Annotated in this window: 16 protein-coding genes; 5 read left to right on the forward strand and 11 right to left on the reverse strand. The window is 60.6% G+C overall.

All coding sequences use genetic code 11. The annotated features are described in order from the left end of the window. Nucleotides 1–49 precede the first annotated feature (49 nt). Genes zorA through OOT33_RS14745 form a run of 4 tightly spaced genes read left to right on the forward strand, consistent with a single transcriptional unit; the run spans nt 50 to nt 7,929 of the window. Nucleotides 50–2,008, forward strand: coding sequence for an anti-phage ZorAB system protein ZorA (gene zorA / locus OOT33_RS14730; RefSeq protein WP_307750777.1), 1,959 nt, complete (start codon nt 50–52; stop codon nt 2,006–2,008). After that, the gene (locus OOT33_RS14735; RefSeq protein ID WP_021245878.1) at nt 2,005–2,757 is read left to right on the forward strand and encodes an OmpA family protein; all 753 of its coding nucleotides are present in this window, start codon (nt 2,005–2,007) and stop codon (nt 2,755–2,757) included. The genes zorA and OOT33_RS14735 overlap by 4 nt, the downstream gene beginning before the upstream one ends. Further along, nucleotides 2,754–4,184, forward strand: a complete 1,431-nt coding sequence (locus tag OOT33_RS14740; protein ID WP_021245877.1) for an EH signature domain-containing protein — start codon at nt 2,754–2,756, stop codon at nt 4,182–4,184. Before OOT33_RS14735 ends, OOT33_RS14740 begins: the two co-directional genes overlap by 4 nt. After that, a complete protein-coding gene (locus OOT33_RS14745) occupies nt 4,177–7,929 on the forward strand; it encodes a DEAD/DEAH box helicase (RefSeq protein ID WP_021245876.1) in 3,753 nt (1,250 codons plus the stop codon). Before OOT33_RS14740 ends, OOT33_RS14745 begins: the two co-directional genes overlap by 8 nt. A gap of 284 nt (nt 7,930–8,213) precedes the next feature. Here the strand turns inward: OOT33_RS14745 and OOT33_RS14750 are convergent, their stop codons facing one another. From OOT33_RS14750 to OOT33_RS14770, 5 genes are all read right to left on the reverse strand, one after another. After that, nucleotides 8,214–11,354: an HsdR family type I site-specific deoxyribonuclease gene (locus OOT33_RS14750; protein ID WP_307750778.1), complete on the reverse strand. Its 3,141-nt coding sequence runs from the start codon at nt 11,352–11,354 to the stop codon at nt 8,214–8,216. After that, nucleotides 11,351–13,177 (reverse strand): DUF262 domain-containing protein, encoded by a 1,827-nt coding sequence (locus tag OOT33_RS14755; protein ID WP_307750779.1) that lies wholly within the window; start codon nt 13,175–13,177, stop codon nt 11,351–11,353. Before OOT33_RS14755 ends, OOT33_RS14750 begins: the two co-directional genes overlap by 4 nt. Beyond that, nucleotides 13,174–14,412 carry a restriction endonuclease subunit S gene (locus OOT33_RS14760; protein ID WP_307750781.1) on the reverse strand — a complete coding sequence of 413 codons (1,239 nt, stop codon included), beginning with the start codon at nt 14,410–14,412 and terminating at the stop codon, nt 13,174–13,176. The genes OOT33_RS14755 and OOT33_RS14760 overlap by 4 nt, the downstream gene beginning before the upstream one ends. A 76-nt stretch (nt 14,413–14,488) precedes the next feature. Then, the gene (locus tag OOT33_RS14765; protein ID WP_307750782.1) at nt 14,489–16,351 is read right to left on the reverse strand and encodes an N-6 DNA methylase; all 1,863 of its coding nucleotides are present in this window, start codon (nt 16,349–16,351) and stop codon (nt 14,489–14,491) included. Then, nucleotides 16,344–16,511 carry a type II toxin-antitoxin system Phd/YefM family antitoxin gene (locus OOT33_RS14770; protein WP_081659755.1) on the reverse strand — a complete coding sequence of 56 codons (168 nt, stop codon included), beginning with the start codon at nt 16,509–16,511 and terminating at the stop codon, nt 16,344–16,346. Before OOT33_RS14770 ends, OOT33_RS14765 begins: the two co-directional genes overlap by 8 nt. A 66-nt stretch (nt 16,512–16,577) precedes the next feature. Between OOT33_RS14770 and OOT33_RS14775 the strand changes: the two genes are divergently transcribed. Continuing rightward, a complete protein-coding gene (locus OOT33_RS14775) occupies nt 16,578–17,522 on the forward strand; it encodes a DUF4357 domain-containing protein (protein ID WP_021245871.1) in 945 nt (314 codons plus the stop codon). Here OOT33_RS14775 and OOT33_RS14780 read toward each other — a convergent pair. The 6 genes from OOT33_RS14780 to OOT33_RS14805 form a co-directional block, all read right to left on the reverse strand. After that, nucleotides 17,519–17,713, reverse strand: coding sequence for a hypothetical protein (locus tag OOT33_RS14780; RefSeq protein WP_021245870.1), 195 nt, complete (start codon nt 17,711–17,713; stop codon nt 17,519–17,521). The genes OOT33_RS14775 and OOT33_RS14780 overlap by 4 nt on opposite strands. A 64-nt stretch (nt 17,714–17,777) precedes the next feature. Further along, nucleotides 17,778–18,314: a TIGR02594 family protein gene (locus OOT33_RS14785; protein ID WP_021245869.1), complete on the reverse strand. Its 537-nt coding sequence runs from the start codon at nt 18,312–18,314 to the stop codon at nt 17,778–17,780. A 17-nt stretch (nt 18,315–18,331) separates the two neighbouring features. Continuing rightward, nucleotides 18,332–18,556, reverse strand: a complete 225-nt coding sequence (locus OOT33_RS14790) for a hypothetical protein (RefSeq protein ID WP_021245868.1) — start codon at nt 18,554–18,556, stop codon at nt 18,332–18,334. Next, nucleotides 18,556–19,137, reverse strand: coding sequence for a hypothetical protein (locus tag OOT33_RS14795; protein WP_021245867.1), 582 nt, complete (start codon nt 19,135–19,137; stop codon nt 18,556–18,558). Before OOT33_RS14795 ends, OOT33_RS14790 begins: the two co-directional genes overlap by 1 nt. A 13-nt stretch (nt 19,138–19,150) precedes the next feature. Beyond that, nucleotides 19,151–20,089, reverse strand: a complete 939-nt coding sequence (locus OOT33_RS14800) for a hypothetical protein (protein WP_307750784.1) — start codon at nt 20,087–20,089, stop codon at nt 19,151–19,153. Beyond that, complete coding sequence (locus OOT33_RS14805) at nt 20,059–21,159, reverse strand: hypothetical protein (protein WP_307750785.1); 1,101 nt, start codon at nt 21,157–21,159, stop codon at nt 20,059–20,061. Before OOT33_RS14805 ends, OOT33_RS14800 begins: the two co-directional genes overlap by 31 nt. Between the last annotated feature and the right edge of the window lie 8 nt (nt 21,160–21,167).

Consider the following 21,167-nt stretch of genomic DNA (forward strand, 5'->3'; position numbering starts at 1 on the left):
CCGATTCAGTGAAGCGCGATTGCGAACGAAATACCTTCTAGGGGGCTAGATGAACGACATACTCGACCTGATCCTCGGCGCACTCAATATTATATACGGAGAACGCTGGGTCGCGCCGTTCGTCCTGCTTCCGATCATGTTCGCTCTTGCGGCTTATGTGCGCCATCGCGCCATCGTCACCACCAGGCCCTATCTCGATGCAGCCCGCCGGCGAGTTCAGACACTCAAGGATGCGCTGGGAAGCGATAGTGACCCTGTCGCCGAACGCTCGGCGTTTGCCGAGAATTACATACCTGTATCAGCCGTGATGAGCGATGATCAAAAGGGGGCGCACAGTCTCGTTCTCGCATGGCGGGAATTCCAGGAATCTATGGTGGATGAGAGCACTTCCCCGGTTCGCAACACCAACCGGCCTGCTGCCTTCTTCAACCGCGCGGCACCGAAGTTGACGATGCTGACATTTGCTTCCAACATCTTTGTCGGTGCAGGTCTCATTCTCACCTTTCTGGGGCTGATTGTCGCGCTCAATACGGCTGCCAATGGCATGGCGGGACAGGACGTGTCTGTTGCGAAGCAGTCGCTCCAGGAGCTCTTGGTGGTCGCAGGCGCCAAGTTCTTCACGTCGGTCGCGGGCCTTGGCGCCTCCATATGGCTTCGTTTTGCCGAGCACAGCCTCAGTCTCAAAGTGCGCCGCGAGACCGACCTCATTTGCGAATTTCTCGAACGCGGACTGCTCTACGTCTCGCCTCAGCGCTTGGCGGTTGAACAACTCGAGGTGCTGCGCGAACAACGCGATCAGCTCAAGTTTTTCAACACCGACGTGGCCTTGCAGTTGTCCGAACGGATCGGAGCTCAGTTCACGCAGGCAATCGCGCCGGTGACGGCATCGCTGACGGCACTGAACGACAACATGGCCTCTGTAACGCAAGGAATCGGGGCTGGTGCGCGCGAAGCCATCGAGAAGGTCAGTGGCGAGCAGTTGCGCGGCCTCAGCGAAACCTTGGGCGATCTTCGCGGGCGTCTCGATGCGATTGGCCAGGCTGTGGGGAGTTCGAGTGACGACGCTGCCCGGCAGATTCGTCTGGCTGGTGAAGATTTTGCCAAGGCGGCCAGTGATATCCGCGATGCCTTCGTCAATTTGACCACCCAGGTCGATGGGATCGGCCAAGGTATGGCTGAACGGGGCGAGGCGGCCAACGCAGCGCAGAAGGAAGCGCTTGAGACCATCCTTGGCAGCATTGAGGTCGCGCAAACGAGGTCTGTCACCATGGTAACGGAGATCCTGGAAGCCCTCAAAAATGGCAGCGTTAGTGCTGCAGGCAAGATGCAGGAAGAGGTGGGCAGCGTGCTCAAGTCCGGCGTGGAAGCCAGTCAGGAGACCTTCCGGATTGCGATCCAAGAGTCGGGGCAAGCGCTTAAGGACACGACCATCAGCCTAAGCCAGGCAGTCGGAGAAGCTGCACAGCAAGTCGAGAGAGCTGCAAGCGGACTTGCCCGGACCGGCGACAACGCCGAGCGCACCGCCGAGGCTATTCGATCGGTTACCGACAACGCCCGCGTTGTGGCCACGTCGCTCGGTGATGCTGCCCAAGGATTTAGCCAAGCGGCTGGACCGGTTGCCGATGCTGCACGCTCGGTCAATCAGGCCGCAAACCAACTCGCTCAGACAATAACCGCCGATCGTGCGGCCGGCACGCAGGCGCTCGGCGAAATGAAATCGCTGGCTGAAGGGGTTCGCGCAACCCAGGACGCGGCTGGACAGGCCTGGCACGATTATCGCGCGCGTTTCGAAGGTGTGGACAGAGCGCTTTCCGAGGCCACGGAAAAGCTGGCCCAGACGCTGGCCGACAGCCTCACTGAGTTCCGCGAATTCGCCCAGAATGTGGACCGCGAAATGGCCGCAGCAGTTGGCCGGCTCGGCAACACCATGACGCAGATCGAAGAGTATGCGGAGTCGCTTGACGAGTACGTCGAACAAACGCGCAACCAGCGGGAGGCCGCTGAATGATCCTCGAAGAGGCGCAGGAGCTCGTCGCTGAAGAGGAGAACTACTTCGTCTCCATGACCGATCTCATGGTCGGTCTGGTTTTCGTTTTCATCATCCTTCTCATGTACTTCGCCTTGCAGTTTCAGGATGTTACCGAGGAGCTGACCGGGGCGAACAAGACGCGCACAGAAATCCTTGAGCAACTTCAGCGCAAGCTCAAGGAACAGGGCGTACCCGTCATCATCGATAGCGAAAATGGTGTCCTGCGTTTGCCCGACTCAGTCCTGTTCGACAGCGGGCAGCGCGAGCTAAAGCCCCAGGGGCGAACAAACGTCGAGCATCTTGCTGCAGCGTTGATCGATATCCTGCCATGCTACAGCGACGGTATCGCGAAGCCAGCATCTTGCCCCCAAAGCAAGCACAAGCTCGAATCGGTCTATATCGAAGGGCATACAGACAGCGATCGCTATGCCGGAAGTGGTGGCCTCAAGGATAACTGGGACCTGTCAGTAGTGCGCGCGACGAACACCTATCGAACCCTGATCGAGTATCAACCGGGTCTGAGCAGTCTGTGTGCTCCCAAGCAGGGAAGGTGCGACCCGATCCTCAGTGTCAGTGGCTACGGTCCGCAACGACCAGTCCCGGATGGGCAGGGAACAGAGGAGGAGCGCAAGCAGCAAAATCGGCGCATCGACCTGCGGCTGATCATGATGACGCCAGACTCCGGGGAGGCCGAGCGCGCGGTTGCCAATCGGATCAATCGCAAATGACCTTCCTGGCAAGGCTTGCAGCGGACCCCAAGTCCCTCACTGCGCGAATGCGGGTGGGCCAGGTTGAGCCAGTTGCGCTTCGCCGTGCCGTTGCCGCCCTGGACATGCGGGAGGGAACTGAAGGAACAAGCACGGACCCGGATGTCGCCGAACTCCAGCAGCGCATTGCAAGCCTTGTGTCAGAAGATGCCTTAGACGGCCTCAGCCGCCGAGACCTGCGCGCTGGCTGCAAGGCGATCCTCCATCCGCCCCATCCACCGGCAGCCAACGAAGCTACTCGGAACGGGCTATTGGCCGTAGTTGCACGAAACAAGCGGCGAGCGGCGTTCTTTGCTGTTATCGATGCCTATCTCGATGGGTTCGCGTCTGAGGATGAAACGATCCTTTCGCTAGCCAAGAAGCTTGAGACAATGGCCGCGACCTGGCCGTGGCGTGAGGCAGACCACTGGCCTGCAAAAATTGGCGAGTTTGCGCTCCTTGATCCGACCCGTGCACCGCAACTACTGGCGCGGCGGATACTCGATAGCGGGAGCCACCCTCGGGACGTTTTCAGGGAAGCAGGCCTGGATACCCCCGGACGCCGTTTCGGGGGCTTGGCAGAAGCAGCGTTCCGTTTCGCATGTCGTCTCGTCATGGGAATGAAAGGGCAGCAGGCAGTCGATGGCCAGAGAACGCTGATCGCATGGGCTGCGGATGACGCGGGTAAGTTCGCCTATCAGCGGGCGTGGCCCGAATTTGTTGAAGCCAGCCTTGTCCCGTGGGAGGTGGTCGAGCCCAGCGAGGCACACAAGTCCGCACTTCTCGAGATGCTCCAGCGTTTTGGCGAGGGAGACCCGCGCGCCAAACCGGCGCGCTGGCGCACGGTGATGGACAAGGCCCCGGGCGCTTATGCGGTGCTAATGCGCTGGCTCACGCGCGCTTCAGTCCTGCAATTCCTTGATATCGTCGATCGTCTGATGCCCGATTCCGCAGCCAAGCTCATGTGGGCGTACCGACGAGCTTTCTGGATGTCCTACTTGCTCAGTGATGGCAACGCGCCGGGAATTGACGCCGCATGGGTTGCCTTCGGCGACGAAGGCGAGCGGCTGGCCAAACGTGCTGCCAGAGAAAGTGGGGACAGCTCGTTTGCTGCCTTCGGCAAGCAACATGACAAATCTCCGCAGCACGCTGCCCTGATCCTGCAAATGGGTGATCTCACGATCGTCGATTGGAGCCACTCGGCAAAATACCAGGTATGGAAACGCGGCGATCCACGCATTCCAGAGCTCTTCAGGCCAAGCTACTCCTATGGTGCCCTCTACTGCGCGCCGATCCAGGAAAGCCATTCGTCACCATCGACCTACACCTGGCAGAAGCGGCTAGCTCAGATAATCGAGGGACGTGCGTTCTACTCCCCCAAATCAACGTGGAAACCCAAGCGTGCTTAAGCGTCTCTTCGGCAAAGCGGATCAGCCCACGTTCGCATGGCGAGAGGATGGCGATCATCTCATCATTACTCTTGCGCAGTCAGGCAAAGAACTGCCCTTCAGCAGTTGGGCGACTGCCAGACCGGACGCTGCCCATGCCTTGAGCGAACTTTGCGCGGCAAACGACCTGGATGACGATCCAGCCGATCAACCGCTCGCCATCGGGGATGATCATCTCCGGCTTGCGCCGAGGGTGTTGGCAGGCCTCGATACGGCCACGGCTGCATTGCTGGGACTACCGGCCCCCACGCCCTTGGCGCTCGATCTCCGGGCGCAAAACCGGATCGATCAGGATGACTTTCGTCTGACCGTTCGCTGGGTGCGCCCTGGCGGACAGCCCGTGCGTGCGCAGATGAGGGGCGCGATGCTGCTGACGGACGCAGGCCCACGGCGCGTTCCCGAACCGTTGTGGTCGCTCTATTCGTCGGCGCAACCCCTGACACGCGCGCTCGAGAAACCGGAGCGCTTCGAGGCACTCGCCAGGCTGAAGGAGCACTGGCCTGAGGACCCGAGGCTTGCCGTCGAGAGCGAAGGCTATCTGCAGGACATTCGGGTTCACTATGCATCGAGCTTGTCGCTCAAGCTGAAGACTCTGACGCCTGATCGAACAGAATTTGATCCGGTCCTGTTCAGTGCGCGCGCGATTGCTGAAGCCGGGGAAAGCGGCCAGGCGGTCGATGAAGATGCCGACAGCATCCTGTCGCCATCCACGCAAAAGCTGTTTGCCACCGATCGGTTCCGCCGCGAGAGCGAGGCACGACCGGTTTATGTGCTCAGAAACGGCGAGTACCTGTTCATCGACCAGGCGCTGCGGCCCGCGCTGAGCGCCGTGCGTCACCTCCAGGATGCGCCGGAGTCAGAAAGACGCGCCTTCGTCCTCAATCCACGAAAAGTGTTGCGGGAGACCATCGGCGAGGAGGCGTCTGAGCGGATAGGTCTTGAAGAGCTCTTCATCGAAACCGAGCAGTTTTCCGACCGCGTTGCTGGGGTGGACGTATGGCGTGCACCCGTGATGCCTTGGATCGTCCCGTCCGAAAAGAACAAGTGGATTCCCGAGAAATTCGGGCTTCGGGTGGGCGAAGACTACTACGGGATTTCCAGCCCTAACATCGCTGAGGTCATCAAACGGGTTGATAAGGCAGCTGACGCTGGCGAGCGCGATGCCGATGTCTCAGGGCTATTAGACCCCATCGACGATGATGGTCCGCCGCCTCCAGACAGAATTCCCGTCAATGAGCAAAGCCGGGCGGCCCTGGCCAGTCTTGAGCCTTTTGCCCAGGGCCCGATCGAGGAGGGTGCGGACGAGGCAGAAGAAACTGAGCAAGCATGGGATGCTGCTACCCAGGGCAAGTTGTTCCTCGTTGTTCGAGACAATTTCGAAGAGGTTGAGTTTGCGCCGCTTGGCCTGACAGAATCTCTCGATGGCGAACCCTATGAAGCCATTTCTGCGCCGGAGCGGCTCAACACCTCGCTCAAGCTACATCAGGTCGATGGTCTGAATTGGCTCGCCCAGAACGCTCTTGTCGGACGTCCGGGCGCATTGCTTGCCGACGATATGGGCCTGGGCAAGACGCTACAGGCGATCGCCTTCATGGCATGGCTCCAGGATGAGGCCAACGCAGGAAGGCGTCATCGCACCCCATTTCTGATCGTCGCCCCAACTGGGCTGCTGGGTACCTGGCGTGCCGAAATCGAGAAGCACCTCCACGATCCACAACTTGGCCCCCTGGTCCCGGCATTTGGCGGAAACCTGCGCCTCCTTAAGGACGAGGACACTTTTGGCGCGCGCGATATCGAAACCGGGAAAGCATCGCTGGATGCCGCCAACTGGCGGGATGCTGGCGTTGTCCTCACCACCTATGAAACCCTTCGCGACTACCATTTCAGCTTCGCCAGGACGCGCTTCGGGCTGATCATCTTCGACGAAATTCAGAAGCTGAAGAATCCCGGCAGCCAGATGACCCGAGCGGCAAAGGCGCTGAATGCCGAGTTCACCCTCGGCATGACCGGGACACCGGTCGAGAACCGGCTGCAGGACCTCTGGTCGATCATGGACGTGGTCGCGCCAGGTTTCTTGGGCGCCAGCCGTGACTTCGAGAAACGCCATCCTGCCGATAACGTCGAAGCTTTAGCGCACCTGAAAGCACAGCTCACCGATCCGATAAAGGGTCGGCCACCCTATATGCTGCGGCGCATGAAGGGCGACGTACTTGACGGCATGCCAGTCAAGCACGTGCATCCGCTTGAGATGACCATGCCTCCGGCCCAGGCGAGCGCCTATCGTGACCTTGTTGTCCGCGCGGCTGCTGCGGGTGCGGCTGGGACCTTGGGCAAGGGTGGGATGTTGAGCACACTCGCAAATATGCGGGGTGTCTCGCTTCATCCACTTGACCCGCGCGAAGCTCCTAACGAGCTCGATTCCTATGCGCGGGACTCGGCACGTCTGTCACAAACGTTGGCGATCCTCCAGAAGATAGCCGACGCCAAGGAGAAGGCGCTGATCTTCGTTGAAGATCTGGCGATGCAGGACCGCTTGGCTGGGCTCATCCAGCAGCACTTTGATTTGTCCTCACGTCCCACACGCATCAATGGCGGGATACCCGGTCATAAGCGCCAGGCACTGGTTGATACCTTCCAATCCCGGCCCGGAAGCTTCGATGTCATGATCCTGTCGCCGCGAGCGGGCGGCGTTGGATTGACGCTGACGGCGGCCAATCACGTCATCCATCTTTCACGGTGGTGGAATCCTGCTGTCGAGGATCAGGCGACGGACCGCGTATTCCGCATTGGCCAGACGCGCGACGTCCACGTTTATCTGCCCATGGCGGTCCATCCCGATCCGGACCTCGCCTCCTCTAGCTTCGATTTGCGCCTAAACGCCCTCATCGAGCGGAAGCGCAAGTTGACTCGCGACCTGTTCTTCCCGCCCGATGCCAGCGATGGCGAAATCGGGGAGCTGTTCAGGGAAGTCTCGCTGGAAAGCCCAATTGAGCCGGTCGAGGCTGACGATGCTGACGATGCAGAAGCAGCCGAGAGCCGTCCGGAACCGACCGCGCCTGCTACTGACGAGGCAGCAACACCTGCAGCTGGCAGCAAGGATTCTCCAGCCGACACTGAAAATCTGATCGTTGCGACGAGCGGTGCAGAGCCTTCGGAAGCAACCTCAAGGGATAAGCGTGAACGGCCGCGACTTTCGCTACCGAAAGTCGCGGCTGAAGCTCAGGTAAGGATTTGGCGCCGGTCAGCTGGAGAGCCGCGCCCAACTGAGGAAATCCTCGCGCTCTTCTCCGGGCGGCATTTGGTTCAGGTCTCGATCCGTGATCCGTATGCCTTGGGCACCTACGAAGCCCGGCGATCTCAGCTACAATTCCTCCAAGACTTGCAGAAATGCACCATCGCTCTTGATAATGTGTTGATCGAATATGCTCCGGAGATCGACGGCGATCTCGAAGAACTCGCTTGCAGGAGAGAGTTCGGCTCGGCCTTTGCCACGGAGTTCGCCGGCGCACTGCCCAAGCTCGTTCTTGCTCGCCGGAGCAAGCGCGCACGCGATGACGATTTCCATGATCGCTTCATCGAGGTGGACGTGAGGCACTCAGGCGGTGCGGTGAAGCGCCATGAACTGACGATCGGACGAGGTCTAGAGGCGCTGTACAACCCTAAACGGCAATGCACCGTCACATATGTCCCGCCGGGGAATTATTGACACGGAATGCCCGATGCCGCGGAGTATTGACCAAATCTATAGGTGGAGTGCAAGTTATCAGCGTCTTATCCGATCTGCCCCCTGAGGCTGTTATTCCAGATGTCCGCCGAGTTCCTGAAAGATCCGCTTCCATGATTTCGGCGGTGTGAGGCAGACGCCATCTTCACGCACAAAAGCACATTTGTTCGGGGTCGCATTATTCTTGCAGATGTTTGGGTTGGAGTGCCGGCAGCCCAGCGTCTGATCCAAGCTGTCGAGTGGCCCGAGGGGTCGCCTTTGATTTGTCATTGAGCGACTTCCCTGAGCAGAACTTCGGCCTGGGCCAGCACCGTTTGGACCGCCTCGTCAGCAAGATCGGGTGGGTAGCCAAACCGCTTTAGTATGCGCTTTACCAGAACCCGCATCCGGGCACGTGCGCTTTCCCGGTGGTGCCAATCGACGGTGACGTTCTGACGGAGCTGTTCCAGCAGCTCGTGTGCGATAAGCCGCAGCTGTTCGCTGCCCATGGCTTCCACAGCACTCTCGTTCTCGGCAAGGGCATCATAGAATGCGACCTCTTCTGGCGAGAGGCCTTGATCCTCGCCGCGTTGCTGCGCCGCCTTCATGTCCTTTGCGAGTGCGATCAGTTCATTGATCATCTCAACAGCCGACAAAGCGCCTGCATGGTAGCGGGCCACTGCATCTTCCAGCCGCCTGGAGAATGCTCGGCTCTCAACTACGTTGGTCCGCATCCGGCTGGTGATCTCTCCAGCCAGAAGCTTTTTCAGGGCCTCCAGAGCGAGGTTCTTTTTCTCCATACCCTGGATTTCCAACAGGAACTCTTCGGACAGGATGGAGATATCAGGCGAGTCTATGCCCGCCACCTTGAGGATGTCGACGATCTCAGCCGAGGCGACCGCGCGGTCGATCAGCTGCTGCACGGCCAGCGTCTTGTCAGCCTGGCTGAGCTTGCCCGTGGCGGTCTTCTTGGCGATGGCAGCACGGACTGCCTGGAAGAACCCAATCTCGTCGCGGATCTCGCGGGCTTCGTCGCTGGCGGAGGCCAGCGCATAGGCCTTGGTCAATTCAAGGACCAGATCGAGATAGCGCCGATGCGCCTTCTTCTTATCTTCAGGGGACTGGGCTTTGCTGGCTTGGGCCTCGGCCCATTTCAAGACCCAATCGATAGCGCCAGCAAGGCATGTCAGCCGCTCCATCGGCGCCCCGTGGATCCCGGGCTTGTAGTCGAAACCGTGGAATATTCCGCTGACGATCTCGTACCGCTCCAGCAGGACGGCAACGGCCTCAGCTTCATCGATGCCGGTCTTTTCCTGATCGGAGTCGGTGTAGTCGCTGAGCGCCTTCTTCAGGTTCTGCGCGATTCCGATGTAATCGACGATCAGGCCGCCGGGTTTGTCCCGGAACACCCGGTTCACTCGGGCGATTGCCTGCATCAGGCCATGGCCGCGCATAGGCTTGTCGATGTACATGGTGTTCATGCACGGCGCATCGAAGCCTGTCAGCCACATGTCGCGCACCAGCACCAGCCGCAGAGGGTCTTTGGGATCACGGGCCCGTTTAGCGAGCCCGTCGCGACGACGCTTGTTCCCGATGTGCTGTTGCCAGTCGAGCGGGTCTGACGCTGCCCCGGTCATGACAATCTTGATGACGCCGGCTGCATCATTGTCAGAGTGCCAGTCCGGGCGCAGGTCGATAATCTCGTTGTAAAGGTCGACACAGATCCGTCGGCTCATGCAGACGGCCATCGCCTTGTATTCGGTGCCGTCAGTGCGCGCCTCAAGGTGCGTCACCATGTCGGCGGCGATCTGCTTAAGGCGCTTTTTCGAGCCGACCAGAGATTCCACGGTTGACCATTTGGCTTTTGCCTTTTCCGCCTCGGTCAGAGTGTCATCCTCGACCAATGCCTCGATCTCGGCGTCGATCAGCGGCTTCTCGTCTTCGTCCAGCTCGATGCGGGCGAGACGGCTTTCGTAGTAGATCGGTACCGTCGCACCATCCTCGACGGCGCGGCTGATGTCATAGATGTCGATGTACTGACCGAAGATCGCTGGCGTGTTGACGTCGGCAGCTTCGATTGGGGTTCCAGTGAAGCCGATGAACGATGCGTTCGGCATGGCCTGGCGGATATAATGGGCATAGCCATAGCGCCGCGCGCCGGTTTTCGCGTCCAGCTTGGCATCGAAGCCATACTGGCTGCGATGGGCTTCGTCGGCCATGACGATCACGTTTCGGCGATCCGTCAGCATGGGGAAGCTCTCTTCGCCGCGCTCGGGCGAGAACTTCTGCACGGTGGTGAAGATGACGCCGCCGGAACTGCGGGCAAGCAGACGTTGCAGGTCTTCGCGGCTCTCGGCCTGCTCGGGATTCTGCCTGAGCAGATCCTTGCAGAGGCTGAAGGTGGAAGCGAGCTGGTCGTCCAGGTCGTTGCGGTCGGTCAGAACAACGATAGTTGGATTTTCAAGCTCTGGTGACTTGACTGCCAGCCCGGCAAAGAACGCCATCAGGAAGCTTTTGCCCGAGCCTTGCGTGTGCCAGATGACGCCGATTTTGCGGTCGCCGCACGGGCCGCTCGCATCGACGGCCTCGCGGATGGCTTTGCGGGCGCCATGGAACTGGTGATAGCCGGCAACGATCTTGAATGGTCCTGCGCCTGCATCACCAAACACGATGAAATCGCGGATCAGGGCGAGGATGTTTTCGCGGGTAAAAACGCCGCGCAGTAGAGTTTCCAGTTCGGGCTGGCCGCGATGGGCAAAGTCCTCGCCCGTCACTGTCCGCCACGGCATGAAACGTTCCTGATCAGCCGTCAGTGAGCCAATCCTAGCTTCGATACCGTCCGATGTGACTAGCACAGCATTGGTGCGAAACAGGCTGGGGATCTGGGCGAGATAGGTCTGCAGCTGATGGAAGGCGTCAACGATCGTTGCGTTTTCTGCCGCTGCATTCTTCAGTTCCAGCACCGCCAGCGGCAAGCCGTTGACGAACAGGATCACATCGGGCCGCCTGTTCTGGCTGCCTTCCACGACGGTGAACTGGTTGACCGCCAGCCAGTCGTTGGCCTCTACCTTATCGAGATCGAGCAGCCAGACTTTGTCGCCGACAATGCGCCCATCGGTATTGCGGTATTCCACCGGGACTCCATCGGTCAGCAAGCGATGGATGCGGCGGTTTTCCTCGACAAGCGAACCGGTCTCGCTTGTCAGCAGCCGACGGATGGCTTCCGACCGCGCCGCTTCGGGCAACGTTGGGTTGAGATCGGCAACGGCCTTTTCTAGGCGCGGCAGCAGGATAACATCGGAAAAAGCCTGCCGTTCAGCCGCCACGCCGTCTGGCGCAATGACCGTGCCGTGCAGGTAGTTCCAACCCAGATCCTGCAGGATCTCGATACTGGCTTGTTCAACCACATCCTCTGAGAAGCTGCTCATGCAGGGACGGCCTCTTCAACCACCGGGACGTCCCAGACGCGGCATGCAAGCCTGGTCAGGAAAAGCTGACGCGCTTCCACATCCGTCACGGTCCAGTTGGGCCAGCATTCAAGCGCCTGCACCGTCCTGGTGATCTGATCTGCCACCCCGACAAGCTGGGCCTGCGTGTCAGCCTGGCAGCGGGTCAGAAGGAACTTGGACTGTCCGTAGCCCTTGATCTTTTCCGAATATCGGGTGTTTGAGATGGAACGATTGATCGACTTCTCGATCAGCAGCAGGTTACCCAGGCTCTGGATCACTTCCTGATCTTGCGCGCGATCACCGAACTCCTGCTGCGCGTCGGCATCCGCATTATCGGCTAAGATGTGCTCGATGTCGTTGCCGCCAGAAGTATAGTCCATCAGGCGGTCGCGAGAATCGCTGGAACCGTAGGCCTGCAGATCGACATATTGGGTAATCTTGGCGATCAGGTAACGCAGTCGGAACTGCCTCAGATCATTCGCCCGTAGCTCCTTGAGGGCGCGGAAGAAGCTGCGCGCCAGTTCCGCGCGTTCCTTGGCGAAGACGTCGTCGACAAATCCATCGAAATTGTCCTGACTGACAGTCCTGAGCCTGTGGGCCGCATCCACCAGTTTGCGCTCATAATCCTTGCCCGGCGTTCCGGTGATCAGCCAGACGAACATGATCTTCTCGATTTCCGCGGCCAGCCGCGAAAACAGCGGCGCCGGAAGGTGGCGCCCGGCCAATAGCAACATGAAGTGCTGCTTGATCGACTGGCCACCCAAGAGGCGCGTATTTTCGATTCCAGGCTCCGGGCTGCCCGCCGCATTCTTGCCCTTTGCAAAGTGGGCATAGGCCTTTGCCGCGGCCTGCAGGCGCTTGGCGAAGGCCAGTGGCTCAGTGGTGTGGCCGGTCAGGCCGGGGTTCTTTTGGAACCAGTCATAGATCGCATCTTCACGCAGGCGATTATCGAGATCGAACGTCGCCAGCAGATAATAGCGCAGGAAACGCAGCGGCTTTTCGCCGACCGCATAGATTTCATCGGTCAGAGATTTCCAGACGCTCTTGAGTTCGGCAAACTCATGCCCCTTGGCGTTCATGAACAAGAGGTTCTTCAGCAGGTCCATGGCATCAAGCCCGGCGCCGCGATCGTTGATCGTCTCAAAGATCTTCAGTGCCTTGGTGATCGTCGGCGTCTCGATCCGGATCACCTTCACCTTGTTGGTCAGATAGCCATAGAAGCGCAGCAGCGCGGCCCTGTCGGTTCCGAACGTAGTGGTAAGAAATTCCCGGATCGTGTCATAGGCGCCGCCCAGATTGCGGATTGACCGGGAGCCATCCCTAACGGTCTGCGCGGCATTGCCCTGCGCATATTCGGCCAGCACGCCGCCGGCATCGTCATACTGGACCTCCAACCGGAAGCGGTGGGTGGTCACACCCTGCCAGTCGGTGGAACTGGCCGCGATCTGGCTGGAGAGATCGTCCGGCAGATTGCCGCCAAGCTCCTGCAGAGCATCGCGGATAGCGCACAGCGTGAGATAGGATGTGGTGGTGCGCTGCTGCCCGTCGATCAGCTCGAACACCTGATCCTGCCCGGCGCATACCACGATCGTGCCGATGAAATATTCCGGCGCGAAATGCTGGGTCGCCCCTTCATATTCTGTATGGATATCGGCGAGGAACTGGTTGACCTGATCGCCGCCATCACCCTTGGGATCGCTTTCGCCCCAGACATATTCGCGCTGATAATCGGGCACGCGATAAAAGTCCTGAAACAGGCGCTTCAGCGTCATGTCCTGGGAAACGATGCTCTGCTCGGTCATGCGGCAATCTCCAGCGCGGCATCGCCCACGCGCACTTCGCCCGACATCAGGCGGGGCAGCAGGTAGTCGCGGGTTTCAGCGAGAGTACGGTTTTCGTCGACGGCCGCCTTTACACGATCGAACAGCGTCCTAAGCAGGGACTCGACAGCTGATAATACCGTTGATGGCGCGGTAGGGAACGACATCGCATCAAAGGTCTGGCGGGTAATCGTTGAAAACACAGAGCCATGCGCCATGGCCCGAAGCTGCTCAACAGCATGAGCCGCAAGCAGATAAACAAAGCAGGCATGGTCTCCACGCGATGATTGAAGCGCGTAACATGACTGATTGAAGGTCATCTCACGCGCTGCCATCGCTAGATTGCCAACAGTTCCACGAGCAGAAATGATCGTGGTGCCAGCCGCAATGAGCCGGGCAGAGCTTCCGGCAACTCCTTCAGGAGTTATGGACTTCTCTGTGTCAAAAACGAACACGTCACTTCCAGGAGGCGTATCAACCACCGAGAACCAAGGTATGTCTCCGTCCCAAAATTCGGGGACGTTCGTTTTGGGCGTGCCGCCACCGATAATCTGAAGATGAGCCGATAGTGGAGCATCGCTCCAGCCAACCGGCAAGTCATCGTCACCAAGTGCATCCGAGAACAGAGCCGCGAGTTCCGCCGCGCGGGTGGGATCGGGGGTCAGGCCGCCCATGATCGCGACCGGGTCTGTCGCGCCGGCCATCTTGCGACGGACGGGGCCGAAATCGACGAACCAGTCGCGGAAGATCGCCTGCGCCATCGCCTCCAGAGTCTCGTTCATTCGCCGGTTGAGATCGATCTTACTTTCAATTGCGAGGTGCCAATCGCCGATTATACGCTGCTGCGCAGGAGGGGGCAGCGGTATCGAAAGCTTATCGAAATCACCTTTTTTGAAGTGCGGGATCAGTGTCCCCACATGCATATTACCAATGTCGAACTGCACTTCCGGGGATCTAAGGGCAGCAAAGAGATACGCGGGATAAACGCGCTTGGGGTCCGCGCGTATGGCGACCATGTCTTGAGCTATGCAGAATGAAACAGGATCAGGTGCCAGACAAACTTGGCCTGGCGAGCCTTTGCATACAAAGATCAAGTCTCCTGGCTCCGGATGGCCGCGAAACCACGTCTCGTAGGTATGCCGATCGACATACCTAACCTTTTCTAAGACGGGGTACAGCGTCGAGTTCTTTACGCAATTTGTCGCAATGAGCGGCATGCCTTGATCTGCTGTCGGGCAAGTCCTGCCCCGATTATCCACTATCTTCGATAGCAGATCTGTGAATCGGACGCGCTCAATCATTGGCAGACACCAATCCCAGAAGACTGGAAATCATCTCTTGCCGCGTAATGTTCTCGGCAAATTGCTCCGCCAACTTAGCCTTCAGACCACCGAACCGCTCTTCGAAGCTTACGCCGTCATCCTCCACATCCGCTGCGCCGACGTAGCGGCCCGGCGTCAGAACGTGACCATGGCCGCGCACCTCAGCCAGTGTCGCCGAACGGCAAAAGCCCGGCTCGTCGGCATAAGGTTCCAGGCCCGCCGCCGCGACCGCTTCCGGTCTGCCACGCCAGCGATGGTAGGTGTCCGCGATCAGGGCAATGTCCTCGTCCGAGAACTCCCGCCGGGTGCGGTCCACCAAATGGCCCAGCTTGCGCGCATCGATGAACAGGATTTCACCCCTGCGATCGCGCAGGCCATTGGCGCTCTTGTCGCGGGCGAGGAACCACAGGCAGGCCGGGATCTGGGTGGAGTAGAACAGCTGTCCCGGCAGGGCGACCATGCAATCGACATGATCCGCCTCTATCAAGGCCTTGCGGATCTCGCCTTCGCCCGATTGCTGTGATGACATCGAGCCATTGGCCAGCACCACGCCCGCCGTGCCGCGCGGGGCCAAGTGGTGGATGATATGCTGCAACCACGCGAAATTGGCATTGCCCTGCGGCGGCGTGCCATGCGTCCAGCGCGCGTCACCGTCCAACTGCGGCTGCCACCAGTCGGAAATGTTGAACGGCGGGTTGGCCATGATGAAGTCGAATTTCGTCTGGGCAAACTCGTCGCGCAGGAAGCTGCCTTCATTGTTCCAGCGGATGTCGGCGTCGATCCCGCGCACCGCCAGGTTCATGCGGCACAGGCGCCAGGTGGTGTGGTTGCGCTCCTGCCCATAGATGGCAATGTCTGACCGGCGGCCTTGGTGGCTCTCGATGAACCGTTCGGACTGCACGAACATGCCGCCTGATCCGCAGCAGGGATCATAAACGCGGCCCTGCGTCGGCTCGAGCATCTCGACGATGGTCTGCACGACCGAACGCGGCGTGTAGAATTCGCCGCCGCGTCGGCCTTCGGCGCCCGCGAACTGCGAGATGAAATATTCATAGGCACGGCCCAGCCGGTCGCGCGCTTGCCCATGATCGCCGCGCATATCGACGTTGGAGAACAGATCGATTAGCTCCCCCAGCATTGTCTTGTCGAGCTGGGGGCGCGAATAGTTCTTGGGCAGAACGTCTTTCAAGACCTTGATGTTGGCCTGCTCAATCGCCTCCATGGCGTTGTCGATCAGGCCGCCGATGTCGCCCTTCTTTTCGCGACCGGTGGTGACATCGACGAAAGTGATTTCCGGCCGCTTGGCATTGGCCTGCAGGTGCGCCCAGCGTGCTTCGGGGGGCACCCAGAATACGTTGGCAGCAAGATACTCTTCCGGATCTTCCGGATCGGCATAATCCTCAGCCTCCAGCCGTGCATGCTGGGCCTCGAAGGCTTCGGAGATGTATTTGAGGAAGATCAGCCCAAGCGCGACATGCTTGTATTCCGAAGGCTCAAGATTGCCGCGCAGCTTGTCAGCAGCCTTGAACAGGTCCGCCTCGAAGCCAAGGTCGCCACCGGTGTTGCCGCTTGCCTTGGCAGCTTTTGCCTTTGCCTGCTTGGGCGCGGATGCAGGGCGTTCCTGAGGCGGCTCGGTTCCACCGGATGCCAGCAAGACGGAGCCACCACGGCCACGACCAGTCAGGATGACGCCTGCCTCTATGTGCGCGTTCTTTACGGCAGCATAGGCATCCTCGTCCCATTGCAGGGTCTCGCGCAGACGCACATTGCCCGCAGAGCCGCCAAGCTCGGCCAGCACTTCCAGAAACCTGTCCTTGTCCGCCTGATCAACCATTCTGCCCCGCTTCGATCGCTTTCAAGCGCTCATATTCTTCAACCGCCAGAACCACGACAACTGCTCGCCCATGCTTCTCGACAGTAACAGGCTCCGCCCGCGCTATGTCGATAAGCTTACCGAAGTGATATTTCGCTTCTTTGGCTGATATTGTTTGCATGGTTTGACGCCCGCTATCGATCTGCTACTTTTGGCCAAAGTGGCCACAAATGCAAAGCGATTTTCCATGCGCCCTCGCTCCATCAACATTTTCCTGCTCGATGGTGATCCTGATGGCATCCGGGTGGCCCAAATCTCGATGTCGACGATCCAGGCGATCGCGTTCCGAAAGCTTCAGATGAAGCAGGTGCGGGCGACATTTCCAGAGCTTGGGCGGCCGGGCGTGTACCTGTTGTTGGGCTTCGATGAGGCGCAGCCCGACCGCCTCATGGCCTATATCGGGGAGTCCGAGGGTGTGGCCAGCCGGCTGCAATATCATGCCGGGAACGACAAGGGCGTGGACAGCAAGCCCTTCTGGACTGAGACAATTGTTTTGGTGAGCAAGGACGAGAACCTCACCAAATCCCATGCCCGCTATGTTGAAGCCAGACTGATCGCGGATGCAGGACTGAACCCACGCTGGACCCTGCTCAATTCCCAGAAGGCAAGCGAGGTGGGCAAGCTCCCGTTGCCGGACCGGGCAGCCATGGAAGAGTTCATCGACCAGACCAAGACGCTGGTTGGCGCACTTGGCTGTGATCTTTTCAAGGTCGTATCTGGCGATCTGACCAACGGTAACAAGCTGGAAATCCCTGCTTCGGTCTCAGCGCCGAATGTTGTTTTCGCGTATCGTGGTCAGGGCTTCGCCGCCCAGATGTCGATCACGGCCAGCGGCGAGTTCGTAGTGAAGAAGGGATCCGTTGCCCGTATCAAAACGACGAACACGATTCCCAAGGGGACTGTCGGCTTGCGCTCCGATCTGCTGGCCAAGGGCATCTTGGTAGAGCAGGACGGAGGGCTTCTGTTCACCTCGGATTACATCTTTTCATCGGTTTCGGCCGCTGCAGCTACGGTGACCGGGGCCGCAGCAAATGGCCGGATCCTTTGGCGACTGCCGGACGGCAGAACCTTTGCGGAATGGGAGGAGGCTGAAAACAGCGCTCCTCCGCTCAATCCAGAACCGGAGTGCTAGCCGATCCGCGCCTTGGCCGTCTTCCGGAACACCACGCTGCCGATGCCGGTCAGTGCTAGCACGACGGTCAGGACATCAGCCTGGGTCAGCCCTTCGGGTAGAATGCCGAGCGCAGCGGCGATGCCCCACAGGCTGCCGATGACGCCGGTCCAGATGGCCTTCGATGCCCACCAGGGTTTCAGATCTTCCATGTCGTTTCTCCACAAAAAAGCCCGCGAAAGTTGCGGGCGGACGGTTCTTGATGGTGGTGGCCGGTCAGGCCTCGTTGGTGGACAGCACGCCGTTGGCCGCGAGCTGGACCGACTTCGCGCTTGCAGGCGCCTTGCGATAGGCCGGTCGGCGAATGGCAATGCAGCGGTCCCGGGCGATCCGGGTGATGGTCACGCCGTCGGACTGGTTGCCGCCCAGAACATGGTAGGCGCCGTAATCCTCGCCAACATAGAGCCCGACATGGCCGGAACCCTGCGCGCGGCGGAACACCAGGATATCGCCCAGCTGGGCCCTCTCTGCCGGTTTCCCGAACTTCGCCCAGTTGCGCGCCCAGAGGGGACCCTCGACGACCGGCTTGCCCGCGCGTTTGGCAACCACCGCCATGAACAGCCCGCACCATGGAATAGCGTCGTCATTGTAGGACTTGGCGAGTCCCGTCTCCTTCGCCCAGCCGAGGATCACGGGATTGTCGGCGGGCCCGGCCACCTCGAAGGTGCCGTAGAGCTTCCGGGCCTCTTCCAGCATCCTGGGCAGCGGACGCAGGTCATCGATCCAGCCATAGGCCGGTGGCAGCGGTTTCATGGATGTCTCCCGGGAAGTTAGCGGCCGGACAGGCCTTTGATGGTGGCATAGAGGACGGCGAGCGCGGTCGCGAAGGTCGACAGCCACTTCACGAACCGGACCATGCCGGTTGCGGTGTTCCAGGCCTCGAGCAGATCCTTCAGCTCCTTGCGGACGGCCTTCAGGTCCTCCTGCATGGCCTCGAGATCAGCCCGGATCAGGGCGATCTCCACGGCGGAATCGCGATCAGGATTGTCTGCCATCAGCGGAGCCTCCCGATGATGGCGATGTCGCCCGCGGCTAAGTCGAGGGTGTGCCCGGGCGGCAGATCGAAGTCCGTCTGCCGCTGCCGGGCGCCAGTCGCGTAATGGACGAACAGCGCCTCGCGATCGAGAACAGCCGGCCCGGTCAGCACCTCGAAGTGGTACTGCACACCGGGCGTCCGCCGGAACTTCTGCACCACGCAGCACAGCGTGAAGTCGTCATGGAAGCGCCGGGTAAACTCGCCGGCCGGAAGGTAGCCGCCCCCGTTCTCGACATTGTGCAATCCGTGCATCCAGCGCTGGGTAATGGGCCCCTTGGGCCCTTCGAACACGTAATCAGCCCACCCGTTGATCACGACCGAGACATGCTCGTACAGGGTCCAGGCGACGCCCGCATCGTACATCTCGGCGATGGTGGGGTTCAGCCTCGGGGCCACGAACTCCAACATCGGCCAAAGCCGCCAGGAGTTGGCCGCCCGGCGGAAGGTGAACCCGTTCCTGAACACCCCGTAGTTGATGTCGAGGTCGTCGTTGATGGCGATCACCTCGTCGGTGACCGTGGGCCGGCGATCTGCCTGCATAGCAGTTTTCCTTCTAGCTGACCGTGACCGACACGACTTCGCGCACAACATGGCTGCCCGACTGGCCGCCCGAGGTGCCGATCGCGCCGCCACCCTGCGTAGCGGAGAGGTTGAACGTGTCGGTCGCGGCGTTGATGACGAAGTAGGTGGTGTTGGCGAGAATCCCGGTTGGCAGCGCGCCGCTGGTCGTGAACTGAACCCGCTTGCCGTTGGTGAGGCCGTGCCCGGTTGCGGTGACCGTTGCCGGGCTGGCAATGGTGATGGTCGCCGCGCGTGGCAACATGCTGGCAAACGGGTTGCCACTCAGCGCGCCATAAGCCTGGTAAGACGAGATCGGGTTCTTGTAGCCGTAGCGCGTGCCGGATCCGGAACCGGTGAAGCTGATCGCCGCGCCGCCCGGAGTGGCCGCGATCTTGAACGCGCTGGCGCTCACCACCGACTGTACGAAGTAAATGGTGAACGCCGTGATCCCGGTGGGCATGCCGCCGGTGCAGTAGAACTGGACCGGATCGCCAACGGCCAGACCGTGCGAGGTCCAGTTGATGTTGTTGGTCGGCGAAGGGCTGAAGGTGATCCCGGTGACGTTGGTGAGCCAGGAGACGGAGCCCGCACCGAGGGTGAAGTTCGTGCCATTGATGCGCAGGCGCTGCGGGGCCGGCGTCGCATTGTAACCGTCGATGCCGATCAGCGTGGTCGAGGTCCCGGCGTAGAAGTCGTAGCTGTGAACCAGCGCGCGGATGGCGCGGCCCTGCCAGCTGGCGGGCGCGAAGTTCCCACCGGACAGGTTGGAGAAGAAGCCACCATCAGCGCCGTACTGCTCGACCGCGCTGTATTTGTCGGCCCACTGGTAATAGTTGACCGGCAGCGCGACCTGCAGCCCGCCGCTGCCAGCGCCCAGCAGGGTCATGAGCACGCCAGCCATCAGTTGAGACCCGCCCCGGTGATGACCCAAGTGGTGGCGGCGACCTTGACGAGGGTCGCCAGACCGTAGCCATCGAGCGTGCGGCTGCCGGTATTGGCCGTGCTGGCCTGGCGCAGCGTGTCGGTGGTGATCGATATGGTCTGGGCCGTGGCGCTGTCATTGTAGATGACGATGGTCGCTCCGATCGGAAACGCGACCGAGGCATTGGCCGGGATGACGACCCCGCCGGTGGTGATGCTGATGTGCTTGCCGTTGTCGGTCAGCGCCAGGGTATAGGCAGCGGTCCTGCTGTTCTGGGGAACGCCCCGGAAGCCGACGCTGCCGGTCGCAATCGTGCCGCTGTCGCTGACGGTCGAGGCCGCATTGAAGGTGCCGCCATTGATCGCCGGGCTGGTCAGCGTCTTGTTGGTGAGGGTCTGCGTATCGGTCGTACCGACCACTACGCCAGAAGGCACGGCTTTGCCGGCCCAGGAGGTCAGCGTCACATTATACGCCTGAACGTCGGTACCGATGGCAAGACCAAGGTTGGTGCGCGCCGTCGCCGCATCCGGGGCGCCGGTACCGCCACTGGCGATGCCGATGGAGCCGGTAATCTTCGCGGCCGCCAGCGAGGTGATCCACGCAGGATCGGCATAGCTGCCAGTGGCGAGCAGCGCGTTTGTACCCTGCGATGGTGCAGCGAGACCCACGGTCCAGGCCGCGATCGTGCCGCTGCCGCCGGTCATGCCGACATTGACGACGAGCGCGCCGGTGCCGCTGGTGTAGGCGGTGATCTGGCCATGCATCCAGTTGGCAGGCGACGCCGTGCTGGTAATCGTCACCCAGTGGCCGATCACGAAGGCCTTGCCGGTCTGGATCGTCAGCGACTTCGAGCCGGTGCCAATCGCGAGGCTGGTCGTGCTGGTGGCATTGGTGCCGGGCGCGTTGATGGCGGTGGCAGCACTGGCAGCGGCGCTCGCGGCATAGCCATTGGTCTCGGTGGCGAGTGCATTGGCCTGGGTGACGAAAGTCGGCAGCGCGCCCAGAAAGGATTCGGCGCGCACGTTGAAGTTCGCCGCGTCCGTCCGGGACGGCGGCGTGGGCAGATCTGTGATGGGCATGGGAGCTC

Source organism: Sphingobium sp. DEHP117 (assembly GCF_030867385.1).
In the GTDB taxonomy this organism is placed as follows: domain Bacteria; phylum Pseudomonadota; class Alphaproteobacteria; order Sphingomonadales; family Sphingomonadaceae; genus Sphingobium.